Source organism: Devosia sp. Root635, from assembly GCF_001427605.1.
GTDB lineage: Bacteria > Pseudomonadota > Alphaproteobacteria > Rhizobiales > Devosiaceae > Devosia.
The window spans coordinates 89,694-113,653 of the sequence record NZ_LMGZ01000021.1; the positions used below are offsets into that span (position 1 = coordinate 89,694).

The 23,960-nt window shown below is 64.2% G+C and carries 19 protein-coding genes; 10 read left to right on the forward strand and 9 right to left on the reverse strand.

Annotated features, from left to right (window positions below):
- The first annotated feature begins 234 nt into the window (after positions 1–234).
- Both ASD80_RS14525 and tyrS read left to right on the forward strand, forming a co-directional pair.
- Complete coding sequence (locus ASD80_RS14525; protein WP_056234159.1) at positions 235–897, forward strand: alpha/beta hydrolase; 663 nt, start codon at positions 235–237, stop codon at positions 895–897.
- A gap of 94 nt (positions 898–991) precedes the next feature.
- Entirely contained in the window at positions 992–2,242 is a 1,251-nt protein-coding gene (tyrS, locus tag ASD80_RS14530) for a tyrosine--tRNA ligase (protein WP_056234162.1), read from the forward strand.
- Positions 2,243–2,550: 308 nt separating this feature from the next.
- On the opposite strand, the gene ASD80_RS14540 is transcribed toward tyrS, so the two are convergent.
- Both ASD80_RS14540 and ASD80_RS14545 read right to left on the reverse strand, forming a co-directional pair.
- Positions 2,551–2,838, reverse strand: coding sequence for a type II toxin-antitoxin system ParD family antitoxin (locus tag ASD80_RS14540; protein WP_056234167.1), 288 nt, complete (start codon positions 2,836–2,838; stop codon positions 2,551–2,553).
- A 55-nt stretch (positions 2,839–2,893) separates the two neighbouring features.
- A complete protein-coding gene (locus ASD80_RS14545) occupies positions 2,894–6,283 on the reverse strand; it encodes an AsmA-like C-terminal domain-containing protein (RefSeq protein WP_056234170.1) in 3,390 nt (1,129 codons plus the stop codon).
- 244 nt (positions 6,284–6,527) lie between these two features.
- Here ASD80_RS14545 and ASD80_RS14550 point away from each other — a divergent pair, with 244 nt between their 5' ends.
- Positions 6,528–7,016, forward strand: coding sequence for a peroxiredoxin (locus ASD80_RS14550; protein ID WP_056234471.1), 489 nt, complete (start codon positions 6,528–6,530; stop codon positions 7,014–7,016).
- 143 nt (positions 7,017–7,159) lie between these two features.
- The gene (locus ASD80_RS18795) at positions 7,160–8,218 is read left to right on the forward strand and encodes a M23 family metallopeptidase (RefSeq protein ID WP_162247371.1); all 1,059 of its coding nucleotides are present in this window, start codon (positions 7,160–7,162) and stop codon (positions 8,216–8,218) included.
- Here the strand turns inward: ASD80_RS18795 and ASD80_RS14560 are convergent.
- From ASD80_RS14560 to ASD80_RS14575, 4 genes are all read right to left on the reverse strand, one after another.
- Positions 8,215–8,712 carry a GNAT family N-acetyltransferase gene (locus tag ASD80_RS14560; RefSeq protein ID WP_056234175.1) on the reverse strand — a complete coding sequence of 166 codons (498 nt, stop codon included), beginning with the start codon at positions 8,710–8,712 and terminating at the stop codon, positions 8,215–8,217. The genes ASD80_RS18795 and ASD80_RS14560 overlap by 4 nt on opposite strands.
- Positions 8,709–9,831, reverse strand: a protein-coding gene (gene prfB / locus ASD80_RS14565) for a peptide chain release factor 2 (protein ID WP_156460472.1) whose coding sequence is annotated in 2 segments (ribosomal slippage) — positions 8,709–9,761 and positions 9,763–9,831 — 1,122 coding nt in all. Because the reading frame shifts where the segments join, the coding sequence is not laid out codon by codon here. Before prfB ends, ASD80_RS14560 begins: the two co-directional genes overlap by 4 nt.
- A gap of 75 nt (positions 9,832–9,906) precedes the next feature.
- On the reverse strand, positions 9,907–12,420 hold the full coding sequence (locus tag ASD80_RS14570; RefSeq protein ID WP_082555317.1) for a penicillin-binding protein 1A: 2,514 nt from the start codon (positions 12,418–12,420) through the stop codon (positions 9,907–9,909).
- A gap of 159 nt (positions 12,421–12,579) precedes the next feature.
- The gene (locus ASD80_RS14575) at positions 12,580–13,845 is read right to left on the reverse strand and encodes an N-acetylmuramoyl-L-alanine amidase (protein ID WP_162247372.1); all 1,266 of its coding nucleotides are present in this window, start codon (positions 13,843–13,845) and stop codon (positions 12,580–12,582) included.
- A gap of 608 nt (positions 13,846–14,453) precedes the next feature.
- Here ASD80_RS14575 and ASD80_RS14580 point away from each other — a divergent pair.
- Entirely contained in the window at positions 14,454–17,084 is a 2,631-nt protein-coding gene (locus ASD80_RS14580; RefSeq protein WP_056234474.1) for an Rne/Rng family ribonuclease, read from the forward strand.
- A 61-nt stretch (positions 17,085–17,145) separates the two neighbouring features.
- Here the strand turns inward: ASD80_RS14580 and ASD80_RS14585 are convergent, their stop codons facing one another.
- On the reverse strand, positions 17,146–17,733 hold the full coding sequence (locus ASD80_RS14585) for a hypothetical protein (protein WP_156460473.1): 588 nt from the start codon (positions 17,731–17,733) through the stop codon (positions 17,146–17,148).
- A gap of 102 nt (positions 17,734–17,835) precedes the next feature.
- Positions 17,836–18,981, reverse strand: coding sequence for a pyridoxal phosphate-dependent aminotransferase (locus ASD80_RS14590; RefSeq protein WP_056234186.1), 1,146 nt, complete (start codon positions 18,979–18,981; stop codon positions 17,836–17,838).
- Between the two features lie 193 nt (positions 18,982–19,174).
- Here ASD80_RS14590 and ASD80_RS14595 point away from each other — a divergent pair, with 193 nt between their 5' ends.
- The 5 genes from ASD80_RS14595 (at position 19,175) to aat (ending at position 23,428) form a co-directional block, all read left to right on the forward strand.
- On the forward strand, positions 19,175–20,044 hold the full coding sequence (locus ASD80_RS14595; protein ID WP_056234189.1) for a DsbA family protein: 870 nt from the start codon (positions 19,175–19,177) through the stop codon (positions 20,042–20,044).
- 247 nt (positions 20,045–20,291) lie between these two features.
- Positions 20,292–20,729 carry a type II 3-dehydroquinate dehydratase gene (gene aroQ / locus ASD80_RS14600; RefSeq protein WP_056234190.1) on the forward strand — a complete coding sequence of 146 codons (438 nt, stop codon included), beginning with the start codon at positions 20,292–20,294 and terminating at the stop codon, positions 20,727–20,729.
- A gap of 34 nt (positions 20,730–20,763) precedes the next feature.
- On the forward strand, positions 20,764–21,258 hold the full coding sequence (accB, locus tag ASD80_RS14605; protein ID WP_056234194.1) for an acetyl-CoA carboxylase biotin carboxyl carrier protein: 495 nt from the start codon (positions 20,764–20,766) through the stop codon (positions 21,256–21,258).
- A gap of 10 nt (positions 21,259–21,268) precedes the next feature.
- Positions 21,269–22,615 (forward strand): acetyl-CoA carboxylase biotin carboxylase subunit, encoded by a 1,347-nt coding sequence (accC, locus tag ASD80_RS14610; protein ID WP_056234197.1) that lies wholly within the window; start codon positions 21,269–21,271, stop codon positions 22,613–22,615.
- Positions 22,616–22,789: 174 nt separating this feature from the next.
- A complete protein-coding gene (aat, locus tag ASD80_RS14615; protein WP_056234199.1) occupies positions 22,790–23,428 on the forward strand; it encodes a leucyl/phenylalanyl-tRNA--protein transferase in 639 nt (212 codons plus the stop codon).
- Here the strand turns inward: aat and ASD80_RS14620 are convergent.
- The gene (locus ASD80_RS14620; RefSeq protein WP_162247373.1) at positions 23,418–23,915 is read right to left on the reverse strand and encodes a GyrI-like domain-containing protein; all 498 of its coding nucleotides are present in this window, start codon (positions 23,913–23,915) and stop codon (positions 23,418–23,420) included. The genes aat and ASD80_RS14620 overlap by 11 nt on opposite strands.
- Positions 23,916–23,960 lie beyond the last annotated feature (45 nt).

Genomic DNA, 23,960 nt, shown 5'->3' on the forward strand with positions numbered 1-23,960 from the left:
AGGCGCTCGGGCGCCCGCCAGCTCAAACACTTCTTGAAATTTGCCGCCCAACTTCATTACAAGGGGCGCTCTTGCAGGCCGCAGGGCGGCTGAAAACCGAGTTTCGAATAATTCTAAACTAGATTTTGCGAGCCATGTTTTAGGAGGCTGGGCCGGCTTAGTCAAGCCGCGACGCCGCCATAGAGGCCCACGCAAACCACACCAACAGAGCCAAACGGCCGGAAGAACAGAGTCATGCCAGAAGTGATCTTCAACGGCCCCGAAGGGCGTCTCGAAGGCCGGTACCAGCCGGGCAAGGAGCCTAATGCGCCGATCGCGATCGTGCTGCATCCGCATCCGCAATTCGGCGGGACGATGAACAACCAGATCGTCTACAATCTCTTCTACATGTTCGCCGAGCGCGGCTTTGCCGTGCTGCGGTTCAACTCGCGTGGGGTGGGTCGCTCGCAGGGCATGTTCGACCACGGCATCGGCGAGCTCAGCGACGCCGCCGCGGCGCTGGACTGGCTGCAGGTGATCAACCGTGAGTCGCGCGGCTGCTGGATTGCCGGCTTCTCGTTCGGCGCCTGGATCGGCATGCAGCTTCTCATGCGCCGTCCGGAAGTGGAGGGTTTCATCTCGGTGGCGCCGCCGGAAAACCTCTACGACTTCTCGTTCCTGGCTCCCTGCCCGTCCTCGGGCCTGATCATCCATGGCGACAAGGACCGCGTGGCGCCGCCCTCTTCGGTGCAGAAGCTGGTCGACAAGCTCAAGACGCAGAAGGGCATCACCATCGAGCAGCAGATCGTGGAAGGGGCCAACCACTTCTTCGAAGGCAAGGTGGATGACCTCACCACCCGCTGTGCCGACTATCTCGACCGTCGCCGGCAGGAGATCGCCGCCGGCGGCGGGCGCTAGTTCGGGCGCATAGCCGCGATCAGAACCCCACCCACTGCGTCGCTCCCGCCAATGCGGGAGGACGCGGAGCACCTGTCTGGCCGGATCGCACCCAATGACGAAATTTAAGTCCGACTTCCTGCGCGTTCTCGACGAGCGCGGCTTCATCCACCAGATTTCCGACCCCGAAGGGCTCGATGCCAAGGCCCTGAAGGGCCCGATATCGGGCTATGTCGGCTACGACGCCACTGCCACCTCGATCCATATCGGCAACCTGATTTCCGTCACCATGCTCTATTGGCTGCAGGAAACCGGCCACAAGGCGATCAGCCTGATGGGCGGCGGCACCTCCATGGTGGGCGATCCCAGCTTCCGCGACGACCAGCGCAAGCTGCTCACAGTCGAGCAGATCGAGACCAATATCGAGAGCATCAAGCGCGTCTACGGCAATATCCTGAATTACGGCGGCTCCAACCCGGCCCTGATGGTCAACAATGCCGACTGGCTGCTCAAGCTCAACTATGTGGAATTCCTGCGCGATGTGGGCCGGCATTTCTCGGTCAACCGCATGCTGAGCTTCGATTCGGTCAAGCTGCGGCTCGACCGCGAGCAGTCGCTGAGCTTCCTCGAATTCAACTACATGATCATGCAGGGCTACGACTTCACCGAGCTCAACCGGCGCCATGGCACCGTGTTGCAGATGGGCGGGTCGGACCAGTGGGGCAATATCATCAATGGCGTGGATCTCAACCATCGCATGGGTGGTGAGCAACTCTATGCGCTGACCACGCCGCTGCTGACCAAATCCTCCGGCGAGAAGATGGGCAAGTCGGCGTCAGGGGCCGTGTGGCTCAATGGCGACCTCTTCAGCCCCTATGATTTCTGGCAGTATTTCCGCAACACCGAAGACGCCGACGTGGTGAAGTTCCTCAAAATCTTCACCCGCCTGCCGATCAGCGAAATAGAGAAGCTGGGCGCCTTGGGCGGCAACGAGATCAACGAGGCCAAGAAGGTGCTGGCGACCGAGGTGACGGCCATCGTGCATGGCCGGGAGGCGGCCGAACAGGCGGCGGCGACGGCGGCGAATACGTTCGAGGCCGGTGGCATTGATCTGTCGCTACCCACCGCCACCGTGACCCAAAGTGAACTGGCTGGCGGCATCGGTATCTTGGCGGCCCTGGTGACGGCGGGGCTGGCTACGTCGAACGGCGAAGCCCGCCGACACATCCAGTCCGGCGCGGTGCGTGTCAATGACGCTGTCATCGAGGATGACAAGCTGAGCCTGGGCACGGATGCACTGCTGAGCGAGGGTGTCATCAAGCTCTCTGTCGGCAAGAAGCGGCATGCGCTGATCAAGCCGATTTAGTCTTCGTCATCCTCAGTGACCAAGGCTGCCTGCCAGTCCTGGCCACCATATAGAACACGAAGGATAATCACGCTTTCCGCGTTTACCACGAATGCCACGGTTATGGATGGCAGCAGGCCGACTGCCCTGACTCCGGGGCCGATATCGTCGCGGATCGTGCCGCGTGCTCCGGCAAGTTCAAACGATCGAATGCGGGTCCGAATGCGTTCAATATAGTTGCTGGCGAACCGGCGCGACACGCGAAGCGCGAGCTATGCCGCGGATATCCTCGCGGGCGCGCGGGCGGTAAACGATCCGCCGGGCACGCACTAGGATGCTTTGCGCACAGCTTCATCGGCATCGAGGCCGCTTTCGATATCGTTGAAGACGTCCTCTTCAGTCAGCACGTCATCCGGGTTGGCGAGCCAGGCCTCGTATTCCGGCGCAACGTCGTCTCTCAACCACTTCTCCAGTCTGCGCTCGCGTTCTTGCATGATCCTGATGCCCTCGCGGATGACCTCGCTGCCCGAAGCATAGCCGCCCGACGCAACCACAGTGTCGATATAGGTCGACTGTTGCCGGGTAAGACTGAACGTTCGCTTATGAACCTTGGACATGGCGAAACTCCTAGAGGCTTTCACAATATCACACGGTATGACCAAAGCCTACCCGCTACTCTGCAGGCGGCTGTTCCTTGGCTCGGAACTCGAACAGCTCCCGGAACGCGCCCGGCACCAGGATCGACAGCGGGTTGATGCGGAACTGGGGATTGTCCAGCGGGCCCTGCACGGCAAAGGTCACGCCGACCAGGCCCTCGCCCTCGCGGCCGCCGAGCAACGGGCCGAGGATGGGTATCTGCTGGAAGGCATTGTTGAGCCCGAACAGGGGGACATAGGTGCCGGTGAGGTCATATTGCCGGCGGTCGGTATAGATGAAGCCGCGGGCCGTGCCCCCGACGGTATCGCCGGTCAGCATGGCGTTGGTGACCTCGACGCGATCGGAACGACGCTGGAAGTCGACCTGCGCCACATCGAAATCGAGCCGGTTCTGCTGGGCGATGGCGGCGCGGGAATCGCTGTGGTTGCCCAGCACCTGTGCGACATTGGCCTCGTCGACAATGGCAAAGCCCCGCATGATCAACTGCCCCGCCTCGGCGTTGAGATCCCGATCGGTGGTCAATACCAGGCTGCCCGAGCCGCCGGCCAGTTGCGAATAGACGCCAAGCAGCCGCAGGATGGTGCCGGCATCGTTGAAGGCGACCGACAGCGTGCGGCCCTTGGGGGCCGGATTGGTGGTGACCGAGATGGCATTGCCGTCGCTGAACTGCGCCGTCAGGTTGGCCCGGCGCATGTCGCTGCCGCGCAGCAGCAGGTCGAGATCGACGTTGAAGGCGGTGGTGGCATAGTAGCCGAGGGCGCGGTCGAGCTTGACGTCAAGGGAAATGGTCTGGTCGAACTGGGTCGACTGCACTCCGCCCGCGCCTTCGCCGAGCCCGAAGAACTGGCGCAGCATCGGCTTGAGGTCGAGCTGGCTGCCGCTGATGCGGACAGCATAGCCGCCATCCATGGGCACCAGATCCAGTTGGGCATTGTCGCCGGCACTCAGCCCGAACTGGCGGAAGCTGGCGGCCTGCAGGCCCTCGGTGGCGTGATAGGTGATATCACCGATGGCGCGCACCGTGCCGAAGGACAGGTCGATGTCGTTGAGCTGGGTGATCTCGCCGGCCGGCGTGATGATGGCGCTCAACGTGCCCGAGGTGCCGGCGGCCTTGCGGATGCCAATATCCTTGATATCGAGCGCGGCATCCTTGAGATCGACCCCCATCTTTAGCGACCCGTTGGCCAGTGGCTGGGCGACGAAGCGCACGCGGCCGGAGAGGAATTCGGACGCGTCGAACCCCATATCGGCCAGATCGGCCACGTCGATGGTCGCGGATAGCCGGAAGGTCGGGTCGGTGGTTGGCGTACCGGCAATTTCGATTTCGGCCGGCATGCCGTCGATTTCGGCGGTGCCGCCAAGCTGGTAGCCATCCTGACTGGCGCTGAAGGCCAGTTGTCCATTGCCGATCCGCCGGTCCTGGATCGGTTGTGAGCTGGCGAAATCTGCCACGGTGCCGTTGACGACATAGTCGATATCCATCGGCCGGCCGCTGGCCTCATCGGCGAGGCTGATGGTGGCGACGAGACCCAGATCGACCGCGCCGGTGAGCGCTGCCAGGTCGACCGGGAGCTGGGCGTTGGCCAATGCCTCGGGCTGCTGGTCACGGGCGAGGTCGAGCAATGCCGGGATGGGCGCGGTGATGTCGCCGGAAATTTCGATGATGCTTTCGGCCGGGCTGGAGTTGTCCATCACCAAAGCCGGATTGGCGACGCTGATCTCGCCGGCATCGGTCGCCAGCTTGCCGCCGCCGGCCGAAATGGTGACGTTGCTGTCATCGACCTGGAGCCGGGTTTCACCATCGATGGCGATGGGCGCCATCGCGGCTGTGGGCTTGATGGCGACGCCGGTGCCGATCATGTCGATCTGCATGCTGTCCCTGGGGATCGGCTTGTCCTCGCCGGCGAGGCCCAGGCTGCCGACCGGAAAGTTGAAATCCATGCGCGAACTGGCCACCGTGCCGTCGGTCACATTGGCCACGAACCAGTCGCGGCTGTCGCCGCCCATGATATAGGGCCAGAGGCGCTTCAGATCGTCGGCGCTGACGCCCTGCCCGGCCACGGTCATCTGGATGCCCAGGCCGGCCCGGAGCATATCGATGCGGCCTGTCGTCTCTACCGTGGCCTCTCCCTTGCGGGCCAGGAAGCGATCGATACCGAGGGCACCGTACAATGGCGCCGACCAGCCGGAAAAATCCATGGTTTCGAACGGCTCGGCCGGCGGCGCCATGTCATTGGGGTGGATGACGACATCGCGGGCATGCAGCGAGAGGCCCAGGGTGGGGCCGTAGGTCGGGTCCAGCCCCATGGCGAAGACGCCCGAAATGTAGGCGCTGCTCTGCCCGATCTGCAGGGCCGCCTCGTCGAGGATGAATTGCCCTGCCTCGGGAACCCAGGTGATGTCCAGGATCGAGCTGGCGACCGGGAAATAGGCGTCGGCAATGCGCAGGTCGATGCCGGTCAGGTCGATCTTGAAGCGGCCATCCACCAGCTTGCCGGCGGCCGGCTCGAAGTTGACGTCGATGGATAGTGCCCCGGCGCCGCGCAGGGCGGCAACGCTGGTGGCATCGTCGATGAAGGGCAGGAAGGCGGCGAAGTCGATATTGGTGACATCGGCTTCGAGCCGCGCATTGCCGTCGTCGTCGACCGTGCGCGACAGGTTGCCGGTCATGGTGCGTCCGCCCAATGACGCCGAGAAGGTGCCATTGGTGTTGCGGCGGTCCGGCGTGGGGCCGATCTCGAGATTGATCGCTTCGAAGCGGCGGAAAAGGCCGTAGACGGAATCATTCATGTCGATGGTGCCGTCGCGGATGACCAGCCGGGAAAAGCGCCCCTGGGCGGCCTGCTCGACAATGTCGGCAATGCCTTGCTCGCTGGCTTCGAGATTGTAGATCAGCCACTCATTGTCCGAGCGCATGACCATTGGCTCACCGCTGCCGGAAATGTCGACGCCATCGGCGGAGATGCCGACGGAAGGGAAGGCATCCTGCCCCTCCTGCACCCGTACGGTCGGCGGGCCGCCGGCGGGGTCGTCGAGCAGCTCGAAGCTGGCGATGCGCGGACCGAACAGATCCTGCACCATCTGGATGTGTGGGCGCACGATGGTCACGGTGGCGCCGGGCTGGCCGAACAGGGCGCGGGCCGGCGAAAAGCCGATTTCCAATGCGTCCATGGCGACGCGGGCGCCCGACTTGCTGTCGGTCAGCAGGACCGGCGCGAACTGGACGACGGGCCAGACGCCGTTTTCCAGCGCCAGATTCATTTCGCCCAATTGGAGGCTGGAGGTGGGCGGCAGGGCCGCCTGGATCAGCGAACGCACGGCCTCGGCACCGAAAGGCAGGCGCACCGGCGTCACCAGCAGGACGAGATAGAACAGCAGCGCCAGGACCGAAGGAATGCCAAGCAACCACACAGCCAGCTTGGCTGCATGTCGCGCAGGGGGCCGTTTGCGCTGCGCAGGCGGCGGAATCGAGGTGTCTGCGGGTAAGGTTGACGCGCTCACTTGCTTCCAGAAAGAGGCCTTGCCGTTATCTGCTGGCACCTCGAGAATCAACCGCAGAAGGCGGTCTCTTGCCCAATGATACCGGCTGGAATATGGCACTGACACCCACATTCTGACGCGCCGCACCTGTTGAATGGAAGGCCTGCCCATGCCGGACCTGAACGAAGGCGATCTCGCCCCCGATTTCACCCTGCCCCTCGACGATGGCAGCACGTTCCAGCTGTCCGCCCAGCGCGGCAGGCCGGTGGTGCTCTACTTCTATCCGGAAGACGATTCCGGCGGCTGCGTGGATGAGAACAAGGAATTCTCCGAGCGGGCGGCGGCCTTCTCGGCCAAGGGCGCCAGGCTGGTCGGCATTTCGCCCGACAGCGTCGAGAGCCACGTCAAGTTCCGCAGGAAATATGGCCTCGTTTCACCGCTGGCGGCCGATCCGGAGCATCAGGCAATCGAGGCTTTTGGGCTGTGGAAGCTCAAGAAACTGTATGGCCGGGAGTTCATGGGGCTGATCCGCACCTCCTTCATCATCGGCGCCGATGGCAGAGTGGCCCGTATCATTCGCGCCACCCGCATCCTTGGGCATGCCCAGAAAATGCTGGAGGCGCTTGATGCGCATGTGTCTGGCGCGCCTCGCAAATAGGCTTTGTTAACCATGTCGCGTCATACTCCGCACACCATATTCGGGGCGTTACGGGGTAGAGTTGGGTGCGTGAACAGGCCAGTTTCGGGCGGTCCGACCACGGGTCGCATGCCAGGTCGCTGCGCCAGGGAATCCACCCCGCCTTGTTCTACTGCATGTTCGCCGTGCTGCTCGCCGGCAATGGCCTGCTCGCTACCGGCTTTCTACTGGCGCCCGACATTGCCCGCCTGCTGAGCGGCCAGAACGAGCAGGTCATCGAGGCCTATGAAAATCGCATCGCGCAACTGCGCGTCGAGGTCGACCGCCTGCATTCGCGCAGCTATGCGCAGGCCGGCGACATCAACCTGCAATTGCAGGAACTGGCGCAGCAGCAGGAAGTGCTCATAGAGCAGCATCAACTGGTGCGCGTCCTGGTCGACAAGGCCGGTGAACTGGGCATCGAGGCCGCCCCATTGCCGGTCGCGGATGCGGGCGACCTGGCGCCCAGCTCCGGCGGCAATCCCGATATCGACGCCACCGCGGCGGCCGTGGCACAGATGATGGATGAAACCCAGTTCGCCATGACCTCCATCGCCGAAACGGCGACCCGGCGCACCGACAGCATCGTGGCCGAACTGTCCGAACTGGGCATTGCCGTCGACCTGCCGGCGGACCTGGAGGGCGTGGGAGGCCCGCTGCTGCTGCCCCAGGATGATGGCGAGGCTTCGGCGACGGTGGACGACGCCAATGCCGTGATGGCGGCGCTGGTGCGCTACAAGGCGGCGCGCGACGGCATCGACGGCGCGCCGGTCCACATGCCGATATCCGGCAGTTTCCGCCAGAGTTCCGGCTTCGGCAACCGCACCGACCCGTTTACCGGCAGCCGCGCCTTCCATTCAGGCCTTGATTTCGCCGCGCCCAAGGGCACCACCGTTCTCAGCGCCGGCAAGGGCGTGGTCAGTTTTGTCGGCACCAAGTCGGGCTATGGCAATGTGGTGGAGGTAACCCATGCCAATGGGCTGATCAGCCGCTATGGCCACCTTTCGGGCTTCCTCAGCGAGGTCGGCCAAGCGGTCAATACCGGCACACCGATCGCCAAAGTGGGTTCCACCGGGCGCTCCACCGGCCCGCACCTGCATTTCGAGGTGCGCAAGTCTGATAGCGCGATCAACCCCAAGGCGTTTCTGGAAGCCGGCAGGCGGTTGCTGGCGCTGCTGGGCTAATCGACCGCCACCTGCCAGCAGAGCACCGGACCGTCGTCTGGGTCGATCCGTCCGCCCATCCGCATGAAGCCGTTCTTTTCCAGAATTCGTTGCGACGCCGGATTGTCGACCGCAGTCTCGGCGGCAACAATGCCGATCCGCGCATCCGCCTGCAGCAGGTCCAGCAGTTTGCCCACGGCTCGCGTCGCACATCCGCGGCCACGGCGCTCCGGGGCGATGCCGTAGCCGATCTCGACCACACCGGGGCTGGCAAAGGGTTTGGTGATCGAGCACAGCCCCACCACCTCGTTGTCATCGACAATCAGCCAGGCCGCTGGATCGATCTGGAGCCTGACTTTTTTGGCCAGGCCCCCAACCAATTCGATAACCTCGCGGGCATCGACACCGCCTTCGGGCAGGCCAAACCCATCCGGCGCCTCATTCGCGGCCAGCGCTGCGAAATGGGCATCGGTAGCGGCTACGAGCCGGAGTGTTCCAGCGTCGGTCCGGCTCACTCCGCCGTCACATCCGTTGCCACGCCGACGCGCTGGGCCAGGGCCGCTTCCATGAATTCGTCGAGGTCGCCATCCAGCACCACGGAGGGCTGGCCGCTTTCGACGCTGGTGCGCAAGTCCTTGACCATCTGGTAGGGCTGCAGCACGTAGGAGCGAATCTGGTGGCCCCAGCCGATATCGGTCTTGCTGGCGGCCTGGGCGTTGGCGGCTTCCTCGCGCTTCTGCAATTCGGCCTCGTAGAGGCGCGATTTCAGCATCGCCATGGCCGTCGCACGGTTCTTGTGCTGGCTGCGCTCCTGCTGGCAGGCGACGATGATGCCCGAGGGGACGTGGGTGATGCGGATGGCCGAGTCGGTGGTGTTGACGTGCTGCCCGCCGGCGCCCGAGGCGCGGTAGGTATCGACCTTGAGGTCGGCTTCGCGGATCTCGATATCGATGGAATCATCGACCACCGGATAGACCCAGCAGCTCGAAAAGCTGGTATGCCGGCGTGCTGCCGAATCGTAGGGGCTGATGCGGACCAGGCGGTGTACGCCGCTTTCGGTCTTGAGCCATCCATAGGCATTGTGACCCTTGACCAGGATGGTCGCCGACTTGATGCCGGCTTCTTCGCCGTCGTGCATTTCGAGCACTTCGACCTTCATCTTCCAGCGTTCGGCCCAGCGGGTATACATGCGCAGCAGCATGTTGGCCCAGTCCTGGCTTTCGGTGCCGCCGGCGCCGGAGTGGATTTCGACATAGCAGTCATTGGCATCGACTTCGCCCGACAGCAGCGTCTCGATCTGGCGGCGGCGGGCGGATTGCTTGAGCTCGATCAGGGCGTTTTCGGCGTCCCTGACGATGTCGGCATCGCCTTCGGCCTCGCCCATCTCGATCAGTTCGGCATTGTCGCGGATGCCCGATTCCAGCTCGCGCACCGCCTTGACGGCCACGTCGAGCTCGTCGCGCTCGCGCATCTTGGCGCGGGCCTGTTCGGGATCGTTCCAGAAATCGGGGGATTCGGTCTCGGCGGTCAGCGCGTCGAGGCGCAGTTCAGCAGTATCCCAGTCAAAGATGCCTCCTCAGCAGGGTCAGAACCTGCTCGATTTCGGCGACGGTCTTTTCGATTTCCGTACGCATTGGACAATTCCTTCAATAGCGGCGCCCCGTTTAGCGGAGGTAGGCACGGGGATCAACTCTTGACGGGAGTCGGGACTAAAAGAGGCCCCCGCGTCCCGGATAGACCCACTGGCCGGTGGTGCGATCATAGACGGGCTGGTTGGCCCCGCCCTGGCTCGGCTGCCCGCCCGGCTGCGTCGTGAAGCCCGAGCCGTATTGCTGCTGCATCAACTGCTGGCGCTGGATGGCGTCGAAGGCATTGACATCGACACCGATGACCGAGGTTATCAGGTTCGGCCCGGTGCCCGGCTTGAAGGCCTCCTCGATGGCGGCTTCGCCGTCGAAGGCCTTGACGCCGGAATTGGGGTTGATCCAGGCCGTGGTCATGCCCGACGGCACGTTGAATTGGCTTGGCGGCGTGCCTTCGAGCGCCTTCTGCATGAATTCAGTGAAGATCGGCACGGCGAAGGTGCCGCCGGTGACCGAAGAGCCCATGGAGCGCGGCTGGTCGTAGCCGACATAGACGCCGACGGCGAGTTCGGGCGTGAAGCCGACGAACCAGGCATCCTTGTAGTCGTTGGTGGTGCCGGTCTTGCCGGCTACCGGGCGGTTGAGCACGCGGGCAGCGGTGCCGGTGCCGCGCTGCACCACGCCTTCCAGCATCGAGGTGATCTGGTAGGCGGTCATCGGGTCGAGCACCTGTTCGCGGTTGTCGACGATCAGCGGCTCGCCCTGCCCGTGCCAATCCGTCGCCTCGCAGCCCTGGCACAGGCGCTGGTCGTGCTTGTAGACGGTGACGCCATAGCGATCCTGGATGCGGTCGATGAGGGTCGGCACGATCTTGCGGCCGCCATTGGCGATGGTGGCATAGGCCGCGGTCATGCGCATGTCGGTGGTTTCGCCGGCGCCCAGCGCCATGGCCAGCACCGGCTGCATGGTGTCGTAGACGCCGAACATCTTGGCGTATTCGGCCACCAGCGGCATGCCGATATCGCGGGCCAGCCGCACGGTCATGACGTTACGGCTGCGTTCGATGCCGCGCCGCAGGGTCTGCGGACCGTAGAATTCCTGCGCATAGTTTTCAGGCCGCCAGATCGAGCCATCGGCATTGCGGATTTCCACCGGGGCGTCGAGTACGACCGAGGCCGGCGTATAGCCATTGTCGAGCGCGGCGGCATAGACGATGGGCTTGAAGGAGGAGCCGGGCTGGCGCAGGGCCTGGGTGGCACGGTTGAACTCGCTGAGGGCGTAGGAGAAGCCGCCGACCATGGCCAGGACGCGGCCGGTGCGCGGATCCATCGCGACCAGGGCGCCCTCGATCTCGGGGACCTGTTCGAGCGTATAGATGCCGGTCTTGCCCGAAACCGGGGAGACGTAGACCACATCTCCGACTTTAAGAATATCCTGCAAGGGCTTGGAGACCCATTTGATCTCCGGGCCGGACAACGTGCCCACGATACGATCGTCTGCCACGGCGCCGCCGGCCAGGCCATCGGGGCGCAGGCCGATGCTGGCCTCATTGCTGCCCATTTCCAGCACCACGGCGAGCTGCCATTCCGGCACATCGCTGAGCGGGGCGATCTTGGCGACATCCAGCCCCCAATCCTCGCCGATCTCGATACTGGCGACCGGGGTGCGGAAGCCCTTGCCGTGATCATAGGCGATCAGCCCATCCATCAGCGCCTTGCGGGCATATTCCTGCAGCCGGGGCTCGAGCGTGGTGCGCACCGAGAGGCCCCCGCCATAGAGCTGGTCCTCGCCATAGAGCTTGGCCAGCTCGCGGCGTACTTCCTCGGTGAAATATTCGGCCGAATAGAGCTGGCTGCCGCCGGCGCGGGGGATGACGTTGAGCGGCTCGTCCTTGGCGATGGCCGCCTCTTCCGGGGTCGCATAGCCATTCTCGACCATGCGGTCGATGACCCAGTTGCGGCGCTCGATGGCGGCCTGCGGGCGGCGGAAGGGATGGTAGTTGTTCGGCCCCTTGGGCAGCGCGGCGATATAGGCGGCTTCGCTCAGGGTCAGCTCGTAAAGCGCCTTGTCGAAATAGTTCAGGGCCGCAGCGGCCACACCATAGGAATTGAGGCCGAGGAAGATCTCGTTGAGATAGAGTTCGAGAATGCGGTCCTTGGAAAAGGTCGACTCGATGCGGATGGCCAGCAGGGCTTCCTGCAGCTTGCGGTCCCAGGTCTGTTCGGAGGTGAGCAGGAAATTCTTGGCCACCTGCTGGGTGATCGAGGAGCCGCCGCCCTGGATAGCGGTATTGCCGTCCAGCCGCGCCATGAGGTTGTCGCGCAGGGCGCGGAACACGCCATCGATGGCGATGCCGCCATGGGAGTAGAAGTCCTTGTCCTCGGCCGAGAGGAAGGCGTGTACCAGCAGCGGCGGGACGGTTTCGATGGGCTGGAACAGCCGGCGCTCGCGGGCGAATTCGGCCAGTAGCGTGCCATCGGCGGCGTGGACGCGCGTCGTCACCGGCGGCTGGTAGTCCTTGAGCACGGTATAGTCGGGCAGGCCGGCGGAAACGGTGGTCAGGTAGACCGCGGCTACGGCGACGCCTGCCAGGGCGACGAACATCCCGAAGCCAAAAATCCAACCGAGCAAGCGCAGCATAAAGTCATTTTCTCCGAGACGGGCGACCGGCCCGTCATGTCATTCCGCGCAGCGGATTGGCTGCAGAATCATAGCAGACGGCGGCTCGAAAGTGGATCACAAGCCCGCAATGCCAGCGCGCCGCGGACACTTGCCGCGGCGCGTGGCGCAATTGTCACATCACTCCTCCGGCGCGAGGCCGTCGAAATAGGTGGAAATGCCGCGTGCCAAGGCGTCGGCAGTACGATCTTGCCACGGATCGGCAAGCAGGTTGGCCATGTCGGCGGCATTGGACAGGAAGCCCAGCTCCACCAGCACCGATGGCACGTCGGGCGCCTGCAGCACGAAGAAATCGGCCTGTCGCACCGGAAAGCGCCGCAGCTCGACACTGGGCTCGAGCTGATGGACGATGGCCTGGGCCGCCGTAAACGACTGGTGCCGCATTTCGCGCCGCATCAGGTCGAGCAGGATATCCACCACTTCGGGTGCCATCTGCGGCATGGCGAAGCCGGCGATGACATCGGTCTTGTTCTCGTTATCGGCCAGTATCTTGTCGAGCACGTCGGTCGCGTTCTCGTCGCGGGTGTAGACGCTGGCGCCGCGAATCTCGGGCTGCTGGAAACTGTCGGCGTGAATGGAGATGAACAAGTCCGCCTTGTTGGCACGGGCCAGGGCCACGCGCTCCTCGAGCCGCAGGAAGGTGTCGTCCTCGCGGGTCAGCGCCACGTCGAAGCGGCCGGAGGCAACCAGCAAGGCCTGCAGGCGCTGGGCAAAGGCAAGCACGATGTCCTTTTCCTTGATGCCGTCGACGGTTTCGGCGCCGCTGTCGATGCCGCCATGGCCAGGATCGATGACCACCAGCGGCCGCGTGGCGATGGGCAGCTCGGAACCACCGGCCGGCGTCGAGATATCGGCGACGGGCGCGGCGGCGCCGGATGCCGCGAGGTCGCGCGCCACATTGGCCGCGAATTCCTCCGCCGTGGCGGGGATCACATCCACCACCAGCCGCGCCGGCTGGTCCTCGAACGGATCGAGCATATAGGCCTGCTGCACCTGGGCGGGGGCCGAAAGGGTCAGGGTGGTCCGCACGCGATCGGGCGCCGCCTGCTCGACCAGGTATTCGGCGATACTGCCGCCCTCGCCCGCCGGCTTGCCGCTCGGCTCGGGCACCGAGAAGGTCGCGGCCCGCACGTCGATGGCGAGCCGGTCGGGACCGCTCAGTGACACCAGGGCGAATTCGGTCCTGGCCGCGAGGTCGATCACCAGCCGCGCCCGCTCGGGCGTGACGGAAACACGGACATCCATAACATTGGGCAGGCCGACCAGTGGCGTGGCCGGCGGTGCTTCGGCCGCATTGTCCTGGGCTTTCGGCATGGCCGACAGCGACAGTGCCGCAAACAATGCCACCAGCAGCGGCAGGACAAGCAGACGAACGGGTTTCAACAAGCGCAGACCGGCCCCAAATTCAGCACGCGCCATATGCCACCCCGATCGGGCGATTCTACGGCGCGACAGCCCTTATGCGATGATTTGCCCGACGGGCCAAGAAACCGGCGGTGAAATGGTCTGCCCCGGCCGGTTTTGACTTTCCTGTTGCCATTCGGTCGCAACATCCCTACACGCTAGACGCGAGGCGCAAGCTTCCTGCAGCACCAGTTTGCGTAGCCCCAGGGGCAACGACAGCGGTGCCAGGAAGTGGCCGGTCCAGGGGAACGAAGAGAAATCCCGACGGCCGGTTCAGAAGCGGCAAATCCTGCGCTTCGCTACGAATTTCGGTCCCACCGGACCGGACGGCTGCCATTCATCCCCGGATGCCGGCGGCCCAATAGGAAGAGGTCAGATGGCCCGCAGGCGGACAGAACGCGACGCGATCGAATTTTCCGATTGCCGTTTTGCCACGCTGCATCTTCCGGCCGTGACCACACATATCGGCGCGCCCAAGGCAGAGCTTCCGCGCGCCACACACCCCAAACCATTTGCCTCGCACAGCGCTATGAGAAGGATTCCGGCTTTCCGGCGCCCTCTTGTCGGCGCGCGAGCGCGCGGAGTTCATTATGGCTACCAAGAGAATGCTGGTGGATGCCATCCACCCGGAAGAAACACGGATCGTCGTCACATCGGGTAACAGGCTCGACGAATTCGACTTTGAGTCGGCGACCCGCCGCCAGTTGCGGGGCAATATCTACCTCGCCAAGGTCACGCGCGTTGAGCCGTCCCTGCAGGCTGCGTTCGTGGAATATGGCGGCAATCGCCACGGCTTCCTTGCCTTCAGCGAAATTCACCCCGACTATTACCAGATCCCGGTTGCCGACCGCGAAGCCCTGCTGCGCGACGAGGAGGCCGAGGACGATCACCACGACGATGCCGACGAGAACATCTCCCTCCCCGAGGGCGTGACCGAGCCAGACGCCGAGGCCGACCCGCAGGAGACCGAGGACGCCAGCCATATCGAGCAGGCGCCGGCCAATGCCGAGCCGGTCGAATCGATCGGCGGTGCCGATGCGCTGGAGGAAGTGCCGGAGCGCCGTCGCCAGAGCCAGAATCGCCGCCACTACAAAATCCAGGAAGTCATCAAGCGCCGGCAGGTGATGCTGGTGCAGGTGGTCAAGGAAGAGCGCGGCAACAAGGGCGCGGCTCTCACCACCTACCTGTCGCTGGCCGGCCGCTATTCTGTGCTGATGCCGAACACCGCCCGTGGTGGCGGAATCTCCCGGAAGATCACGAACGCTGCCGACCGCAAGCGGCTCAAGGAAATCACCAGCGATCTCGAAGTGCCGCAGGGCATGGGCGTGATCCTGCGCACGGCTGGCGCCTCGCGCACCAAGGCCGAGGTGAAGCGCGACTTCGAATATCTGATGCGCCTTTGGGAGAGCGTGCGCTCGCTGACGCTCAAGAGCCAGGCGCCGTGCCTGGTCTATGAGGAAGGCTCGCTGATCAAGCGGACCATTCGCGACCTCTACAACAAGGATATCGACGAGGTGTTCGTGGCGGGCGACAGCGCCTATCGCGAGGCCAAGGACTTCATGAAGATGATCATGCCGTCCCACGCCAAGAACGTGAAGCCCTACGTCGAAGACCAGCCGCTGTTCAGCAAGTACAATATCGAGGCGCAGCTCGACTCGATGTTCTCGCCGACGGTCACCCTGCCCTCCGGCGGCTACATCGTCATCAACCCGACCGAAGCGCTCGTCTCCATCGACGTGAATTCGGGTCGCTCCACCAAGGAGCACAATATCGAGGACACCGCGCTCCAGACCAATCTGGAAGCCGCCGAGGAAGTGTCCCGCCAGCTCCGCCTGCGCGACCTTGCCGGCCTCATCGTCATCGACTTCATCGACATGATGGAGAACCGCTCCAACCGGGCCGTCGAGCGCAAGCTCAAGGATTGCCTCAAGGACGATCGCGCCCGCATCCAGGTGGGCCGCATTTCGCACTTCGGCCTCATGGAAATGAGCCGCCAGCGCATCCGTTTCGGCGTGGTGGAAAGTTCCACGCACAAATGCCCGATCTGCGACGGCACCGGCCTGGTGCGCTCCACCGAATCGCTGGCGCTGATGATCATGCGCCATATCGAGGATCACGTGCTGCGCCGCCAGGGTCAGTCGATCAATGTGCGGGTGCCGGTGGAAGTCGCGCTCTACATCCTCAACTTCAAGCGCGAGACGCTGACGGCGCTGGAAATCCGCAACCAGCTCTCGATCACCATCACCGCCGACGGCAAGATGACCGGCCACCAGTTCGCCATCGAAAAGGGCGAGGCCCGTGTCATCGCCTATGCCGAGCAGCGCGCCACCGAGCATGTCCGCGTCGACAGCGCCGTCATCGATGACGCGATCGAAGAAGAAGACATTGCCGAGGATATCGAGGACGAGGATGCCGAAGAGCGTCCATCCGCTGCTGCCGAGGGCAGCGAGGGCGAAGGCGGCCGTCGCCGCCGTCGCCGCCGCCGTCGTGGCGGTTCCGAGCGCGAAGAAGGCGGCCAGCGTCCGCAGCAGCAGCGCGCCGCCCAGGCGCCGGCAGTTGAAGGCGATGCCGAAGGCAGTGACGAGGACGGCGAAGGCGACGAGGACGAAAATTCCGCGCGTCCGTCCGGCGAAGGCCAGTCCGACGGCGAAACGCGCAAGCGCCGCCGCCGTGGCCGCCGTGGCGGTCGCCGCAATCGCCGCGATGGCGAAGAGGGCGCCGAAAAGGCCCCCTCGCCGACCAGGGAAGGCCTGACGGCTGCCGAGACTTCGGCTGTGGCGGATGAATTGCTGGCCCAGGATGAAATCGTGGCTGAGGAACCGGCGGTCGTTGCCGAGCCGGCGCCGGTCGAAAAGCCCAAGCGCACCCGCCGCAAGAAGGTCGAAGAGACCGTCGAAGCCACACCGGTCGATGCGGCGCCCGTGGTGGCGCCCGTGGACGCCGAGGCTCCGGCCGCGGACGAAAAGCCCAAGCGCAAGCCGCGGGCCCGCAAACCCAAGGCGGAAACCGCCGAAGCGGCACCGGCCGCAACGGTGGCCGAGGCCGCTCCCGCCCCTGTCGCGGAAGCCACGGCCGACGCGCCCAAGCCGCGCCGCGCCAAGAAGGAGCTTCCGGCCGAAGGCATCGTGGTGTCGTCCAGCGCACCCAAGGCGGAAGCCGAAGGCGAGGCGGAGCCCAAGAAGAAGGCCGGCTGGTGGCAGCGCCGTCTCGGCCTCGGCTAGGAGCGTTCCGATACTCCACAGACAACAAAGGCGGCCTGCGGGCCGCCTTTTCATTTCCGGCTCAGACCGGCCGCGCCTTGACGATCAACTGCCGGCGCAGGATCTGCACACCCATCTCCGGCGTGCGCAGCAGCGTCAGGTTGGTGTGATCCTGATCACCGGTCCGCTCCGGGTGGCTGTGCCCCGGCAGTTCCATGCGGCGCCGGTCCGGGCCCAGATAACGGCGCGTCTCGATATAGGTCTGCTCCTGGCCGATCTGGGACGCCAGCCGGGTACTGACGATATGGCTGTTCTCCGGCAGGCAGATGACGTCGTCGAACCCCATCTCGATATATTCGAGCATCTCGTCACCCGGTCCGTCCTGCAGGAACAGCACCACCGGCGCGAAGCAGATGTTGACCGAGCCGGCGTGACGCACGCGGTCGAGCAATTGCCGCTTGGCGTCCATCCCAATGCCGTAATGGACGAGAAAGAACAGGATGCGGTGGATATGCCAGTCGTTGCCGGCAAAATCGGCGGAGCCGGAAACCACCCCGAAGCCGACCTTTTCGCCCAGCGAGATCAGGGCGGCGGTGTCGGGCTCGTCGTGGGCAACCACGATGGCAGCGCAATGGGCGAGAACGCCCGGATCGGCTTCATGGGCCTGCATGGCGTGGACCTCCATCCTACCAATGCTCCCACAGTATAGTGGCCGGGCCTTAAGGGCGCCTGCCGCCGATAGATAAACTTGTCGGCATTTGCCGCGGCCGCCTTACTGCAGGAACCCGGCCATCCGCTGCAAGGCCAGCTCGATGCTGTCGCGCGTGCCCGCATAGGAAAACCGCACATAGCGGTTGCCGCCGACGCGGTCGAAATCGATGCCCGGCGTCGCGGCGACGCCGGCCTCGTCGAGCAGCCTCTCGCAGAAGCGCAGGGAGTCGTTGGAAAAGCGGGAAATGCCGGCATAGGCATAGAAGGCGCCATCGGCCGGGCTGCCGATATCGAAGCCCAGAGTGTGCAGGCCGTGGTCCAGCAGGCCGCGATTGACCGCATAGGCCGCCTTCTGTTCCTCGGCATAGTCGCGCTCACCGAGCGCCACGGTGGCGGCGATCTGGCTCAGGGTCGGCGCCGAGATGAACAGGTTCTGCTGCAGGATTTCGGCACGCCGCACCAGGTCGTCGGGCAGCACCATCCAGCCGATGCGCCAGCCGGTCATGCAATAGTATTTGGAAAAGCTGTTGATGACGATGGCATCGCGAGTCAGCTCCAGCGCGCTGACCGAGGGGCCGCGATAGTCGAGGCCGTGGTAAATCTCATCGGAAATCAGCCGCACGCCGAGGCGCCGGCAGGTGGTGACGATATCGGCGAGCCCCGCCCGGTCCACCGCCGCGCCGGTGGGATTGGCGGGGCTGGCGAACAGCAGGCCTTCGAAGGGCGTCGCGGCATGGGCAGCAGCAATGTCGGCACCGGTCAGCCGCCAGCCATTGGCAGCTTCGAGGGGAATTTCCACCATGCCGAAGCCGAGACCCAGCAGCGTATTCACATAGGCCGGATAACCGGGGCGCGTGATGGCGATCCGGGCGCCGGGGCGAAAGGCGGTGTGGAAGGCGATGATGAAGCCGGCCGACGATCCCATCGTGGCGAGGATGGAATCGGGGTCCACGGCGACACTGTGCTGCTCCTCATAGTAGTGGGCCAGCCCGTCGCGCAATTCGGCCAGCCCCTTGGCATTGGTGTAGCCCTGCGCCTGCGGCAGCGCCCGCGCTACTGCCTCGATGACCCGAGGCGCTGGGGGCGAGCCGGGCTCGCCGACCTCCAGATGGCACACATTGCGACCAGTTGCCTCGATAGCCTTGGCGCGCTTGAGGATTTCCATGGCGTGGAACGGCATCAGGCCATCGGTCGGCAGGTCGGTCATGGGAACTCCTTCTTTACCTCTCCCTTCGGGGGAGAGGTGCAGAAGGTCAACGACAGCCTGAGCAACTAGCCGCTTCCGCCCTGCCCCTCAACAACAATTGATATTGCCGTCAGTGCCACATTCACTCCCTGCTGCCAAAATGGCGTCGCGTCTGCTAGAAGGCTGGCCGACCATCAATGGAGAGCCACAAGTCATGTCGCGCGTCACTCTTGTCCTTGTCGCTCTCGTCGGCATTCTTGCCGGGGCTCTTGGCTACGCGGCCGTCAACCGGCCCGTGCCGCAAACCGACGCCGTGGCCGTACAGGCGCTGATCGACGAGGCGATTTCGGCTTATGACGCCAAGCGCATCATGGAGGCCAGCGCGGCACACCAGGACGTGGCGGCGATCGATCCGGAAACGCTCAATCCGCTGATCGAATCCTACCTGATGAGCGACCCCAAAATCCTGCAGCGCATGTCGGTGGCGCTCGATACCACCTTGCAGGCGGAGGAACGCAGCCAAGCCATGACGGCCATCGCCTCGATGCAGGACGCCATTTTCAACGATCCGGGCCAGGTCGTGCTCGGCAATCCGGAGGGCGACGTCACGCTGGTCGAGTTCTTCGACTATAATTGCGGCTATTGCCGCGCCGCCCTGCCCGACATGGCGACGCTGCTGGCCGAAGATCCCGACCTGCGCGTCGTGCTCAAGGAATTCCCCATTCTTTCCAACGAGTCGATCGATGCCGCGCGCGTCGCCGTGCTGGTGGGCGATGCCGATGTCGACTACTGGACCTTCCACGAAACCCTGTTCACCAGCCGCAGCCAGGTGGACAAGCAGGTGGCCCTGGCCGCCGCTGCCGACCTGGGCCTGTCACCGGTATCGCTGGAGCTCGACATGGGCACCGAAGCCGTGTCGCAAACCATCCAGACCTCCTACGAGATCGCCCGCGCGCTCAATATCACCGGCACGCCGACCTATATCATCGGCAACGAGATCATCCCCGGTGCCATCGGGCTGGACGAGTTGCGCGCTCGCATCGCCAATATGCGGGCATGTGGGGAGACGCAGTGCGAGGGGTGAGTTCGGGAAACTACCCCGCACTATCCCACCCACAATCGCCTCCCCCGGACTTGATCCGGGGGTCTTTCGCCGCTTGTACCGCGTTGAGAGTGACCCGCGGATCAAGTCCGGGGGAGGCGCCGGTGGGGTGGCGAGGTGGGTCCCAATTCCCGCTAAGTCCAACTTTGGCCGTGTTCTTTGCCTTTTCGGTGCATTTCGTATAACCGGACTTGCGCCGGCCGGAAGCGCCGGTGCAAAAGGCAAAATCATGGCTAAACGCGTTCTCGTCCTCAACGGCCCGAACCTCAATATGCTCGGCACCCGCGAGCCCGACATCTATGGCGCCGCAACGCTTGGGGATGTCGAGGCGCTGTGCAAACAGACCGGCACCGAATTCGGCCTCAGCGTGGATTTCCGCCAATCCAACCATGAAGGCGAGCTGGTCACCTGGATCCAGGATGCCCGCAAGACCGCCGATGCCATCCTCATCAACCCGGCGGCCTATTCGCATACCTCGCTGGCCATCCACGATGCCCTCAAGGGCGTCGGGCTGCCGGTTGCGGAGGTCCACATCTCCAATATCCACCAGCGGGAAGCGGTGCGGCACCACTCTTTTGTGTCGGCCGTGGCCTTTGGCGTCATTTGCGGCTTTGGCGTCACCGGGTATAGACTGGCGCTGATAGCGCTCGCCGAAAAACTCAAATAACGATCAACGCGTGCTGCGCGGGAGACCGACAAGAATGACCAAGTCATCGCAAGTGGATCAGGACCTGATCCGGGCCATTGCCGAGCTGCTCAACAAGGAAAATCTCGCCGAGATCGAGATCGAGCAGGAGGACTTCCGGGTCCGTGTCACCCGCTCCTATGCCAATGAAGGCGTGACCTATGCGGCGCCGCCGCAGTATCTGGCCCCGGCCCCTGCCGCCGCTCCGGCGCCCAGCACACCTGCCGGTTCCGTCCCCGCAGCCGCCCCCGCCGCCGCCGAAGACCTGGCCTCCAATCCGGGTACCCTGACCTCGCCGATGGTCGGCACGGCCTACCGTTCGCCCGAGCCCGGCAAGCCGACCTTTGCCGAAGTCGGCACCAAGGTCACGGAGGGCCAGACCCTGCTCATCATCGAAGCGATGAAGACGATGAACCAGATCCCGGCGCACCGCTCCGGCACCGTCACGCGCATCCTCGTCCAGGATGCCCAGCCGGTGGAATACGGCGAGCCGCTCGTCGTCATCGAGTAAGGGGAGCCTCATGTTCCAGAAGGTCCTCATCGCCAATCGCGGCGAAATTGCCCTGCGCATCCTGCGCGCCTGCAAGGAACTGGGCATCCAGACCGTGGCGGTGCATTCCACCGCCGACGCCAATGCCATGCATGTGCGCCTCGCCGACGAAAGCGTCTGCATCGGGCCGCCGGCCGCCAAGGACAGCTATCTCAACATTCCCTCGATCATGGCCGCCTGCGAGATCACCGGCGCCGATGCCGTGCATCCGGGTTATGGCTTTCTCTCCGAGAATGCCCGCTTCGCCAAGATCCTGACCGAGCACAAGGTGACCTTCATCGGTCCCTCGTCGCACCATATCGAGATCATGGGCGACAAGATCACCGCCAAGAAGACGGCGGTCGAACTCGGCATTCCCGTGGTTCCCGGCTCGGCCGGCGCGGTCGAAAGCGAAGACGACGCCAAAAAGACCGCCAAGGAAATCGGCTACCCCGTCCTCATCAAGGCGACTGCTGGTGGCGGTGGCCGCGGCATGAAAGTGGCGCAGACCGAAGCCGATGTGCTGGTCGCCTGGTCGACCGCCCGCTCGGAGGCCAAGGCCGCCTTTGGCAATGATTCCGTCTACATGGAAAAATACCTCGGCAAGCCGCGTCATATTGAGGTGCAGGTGCTGGGCGACGGTAAGGGCAATGCCGTGCATCTGGGCGTGCGCGACTGTTCCTTGCAGCGCCGCCACCAGAAGGTGTGGGAAGAAGCCGGTGGCCCGACCATCCTGCCCGAAGAGCGCGACAAGATCGGCGAGATCTGCGCCGCCGCCATGCGCAAGCTCAAATATTCCGGCGCTGGCACCATCGAGTTCCTGTACGAGAACGGCAATTTCTACTTCATCGAGATGAATACCCGCCTGCAGGTGGAGCATCCGGTGACCGAGCGCATCACCGGCATTGACATCGTCTACGAACAAATCCGGGTCGCTTCGGGCGAAAAGCTCTCGATGACGCAGAAGGACGTGCAGTTCTATGGCCATGCCATCGAAGTGCGCATCAATGCCGAGGATCCGCAGACCTTCGCGCCCTCGCCGGGCACCATCACTTTTTACCACCCCGCGGGCGGGGTCGGCGTGCGCGTCGATTCGGCGGTGTATCAGGGCTACAAGATCCCGCCCTACTATGATTCACTCATCGGCAAGCTCATCGTCTATGGTCGCACCCGCGACGAATGCCTGCAGCGCCTGCGCCGCGCGGTCGACGAATTCGTGGTGGATGGCGTCAAGACCACGCTGCCGCTGTTCCAGCGCCTGATCAAGGAACCCGATATCCTGACCGGCAATTACGACATCCACTGGCTGGAAAAGTATCTGGCCGCCAACAAGGTTTAATACCACGGTCACGCCACATCCACCCTGCGGCTCCTCCCCCTTGACGGGGGCGGTTGGGATTGGGTGTAGGGAGCCACGATATCGGGGCTAAACACCCCCCACCCTTGATCCCTCCCCGCAAGGGGAGGGAGACGACTGCTGGTTAGCGGATCAGCAGAGAAGGAGGGAGCCGCCATGGCCCGCCGCCAAGACCCCTTCGATATCGAGATCACGCCCGAGCTGATCATGCGTGCCTATCGCGCCGGCATCTTTCCTATGTCGGAGGATGCGGCGGATGAGAACCTGTTCTGGGTCAGCCCGGAAATGCGCGGCATCATTCCGCTCGATGGCTTTCATCTGTCGACCAGCCTGCGCAAGGCGATCCGCAAGTCGGGCTTCACGGTCAAGGTCGATACCGATTTCGATGCGATCATCGAGGGCTGCGCCACGGTAGGCGCGGATCGCGACACCACCTGGATCAACCGCACCATCCGCAGCGTCTATGGCGAGCTGTTCCGGCGTGGTGTGGCGCATACGGTGGAGGTGTGGGACGGGACCGGGCTGGTCGGCGGGCTTTATGGCCTGGCGATTGGCGGCGCGTTCTTCGGGGAATCGATGTTCCATCGCAAGACCGATGCTAGCAAGATGGCGATGGCGCATCTGGTCGAGCGGCTCAGGGCCGGCGGCTTCGTGCTGCTCGATACCCAGTTCCTGACGCCGCACCTGGCCTCGCTGGGCGGTGTTGAAATCCCGCGCGAGCAGTATGAGGAGCGCCTGGCCGAAGCGCTCCCCGTCCATGGCGACTGGTTCGCCTGGGACCGCGCTAGTCCCTGAGCTTGAACGCCAGCTCTGTCACCCACTTGTCCATATCGGGCTCCTCAGCCGGATCGGTCTCGTAGATTTCGAGGCGGCAGGCAAAGTGATCGCCATCAGCCTTCTCGTCCATGTCCAGCGGTTGCTGGGTCAACTGCAGCCAGCCGATCAGCATGCCGGTCACCGGTTCGAGCTTGTCGGGGTGGCCGTGCCAGGCCAGGGTCACGAACCGGCCGCCCGGCAGGGTGCCGAAGCGGATATCGCCGCTATCGCGGCCGCTGCGGGCTACGGGCACGCCCGCCTCCACATCGAGCGTATCGGCCATGTCGATGCGGCGATAATTGTAGAATGCCGCCCCGACCGGTTCGATACCCTGCTCGGCCAGCAGCGCGAAGATGGCCGGAAAGCCTTCGCTGGCAGGCTTCTGCATCTCGTTCATCCGCACCCTGAAGGTGCGGTAGGCATAGGCCTGCGGCTCGCGGACAACGGTTTCGGGCAGAGTCAGCATGGTGGTCTCCTCAATCCATATCGAGGCAAGGACGGCCGGCATCAC

What these genes read in the sequence shown, in the direction of transcription:
- aat (WP_056234199.1), top strand. Translation starts at nt 22,790, where the DNA reads ATGGCCCGCCGCCAAGACCCCTTCGATATCGAGATCACGCCCGAGCTG.
- ASD80_RS14550 (WP_056234471.1), top strand. Translation starts at nt 6,528, where the DNA reads ATGCCGGACCTGAACGAAGGCGATCTCGCCCCCGATTTCACCCTGCCC.
- ASD80_RS14590 (WP_056234186.1), bottom strand. Translation starts at nt 18,981, where the DNA reads ATGACCGACCTGCCGACCGATGGCCTGATGCCGTTCCACGCCATGGAA.
- ASD80_RS14620 (WP_162247373.1), bottom strand. Translation starts at nt 23,915, where the DNA reads ATGCTGACTCTGCCCGAAACCGTTGTCCGCGAGCCGCAGGCCTATGCC.
- ASD80_RS14540 (WP_056234167.1), bottom strand. Translation starts at nt 2,838, where the DNA reads ATGTCCAAGGTTCATAAGCGAACGTTCAGTCTTACCCGGCAACAGTCG.
- accC (WP_056234197.1), top strand. Translation starts at nt 21,269, where the DNA reads ATGTTCCAGAAGGTCCTCATCGCCAATCGCGGCGAAATTGCCCTGCGC.
- aroQ (WP_056234190.1), top strand. Translation starts at nt 20,292, where the DNA reads ATGGCTAAACGCGTTCTCGTCCTCAACGGCCCGAACCTCAATATGCTC.
- ASD80_RS14585 (WP_156460473.1), bottom strand. Translation starts at nt 17,733, where the DNA reads ATGCAGGCCCATGAAGCCGATCCGGGCGTTCTCGCCCATTGCGCTGCC.
- ASD80_RS14580 (WP_056234474.1), top strand. Translation starts at nt 14,454, where the DNA reads ATGGCTACCAAGAGAATGCTGGTGGATGCCATCCACCCGGAAGAAACA.
- accB (WP_056234194.1), top strand. Translation starts at nt 20,764, where the DNA reads ATGACCAAGTCATCGCAAGTGGATCAGGACCTGATCCGGGCCATTGCC.
- tyrS (WP_056234162.1), top strand. Translation starts at nt 992, where the DNA reads ATGACGAAATTTAAGTCCGACTTCCTGCGCGTTCTCGACGAGCGCGGC.
- ASD80_RS14595 (WP_056234189.1), top strand. Translation starts at nt 19,175, where the DNA reads ATGTCGCGCGTCACTCTTGTCCTTGTCGCTCTCGTCGGCATTCTTGCC.
- ASD80_RS14525 (WP_056234159.1), top strand. Translation starts at nt 235, where the DNA reads ATGCCAGAAGTGATCTTCAACGGCCCCGAAGGGCGTCTCGAAGGCCGG.
- ASD80_RS14570 (WP_082555317.1), bottom strand. Translation starts at nt 12,420, where the DNA reads ATGCTGCGCTTGCTCGGTTGGATTTTTGGCTTCGGGATGTTCGTCGCC.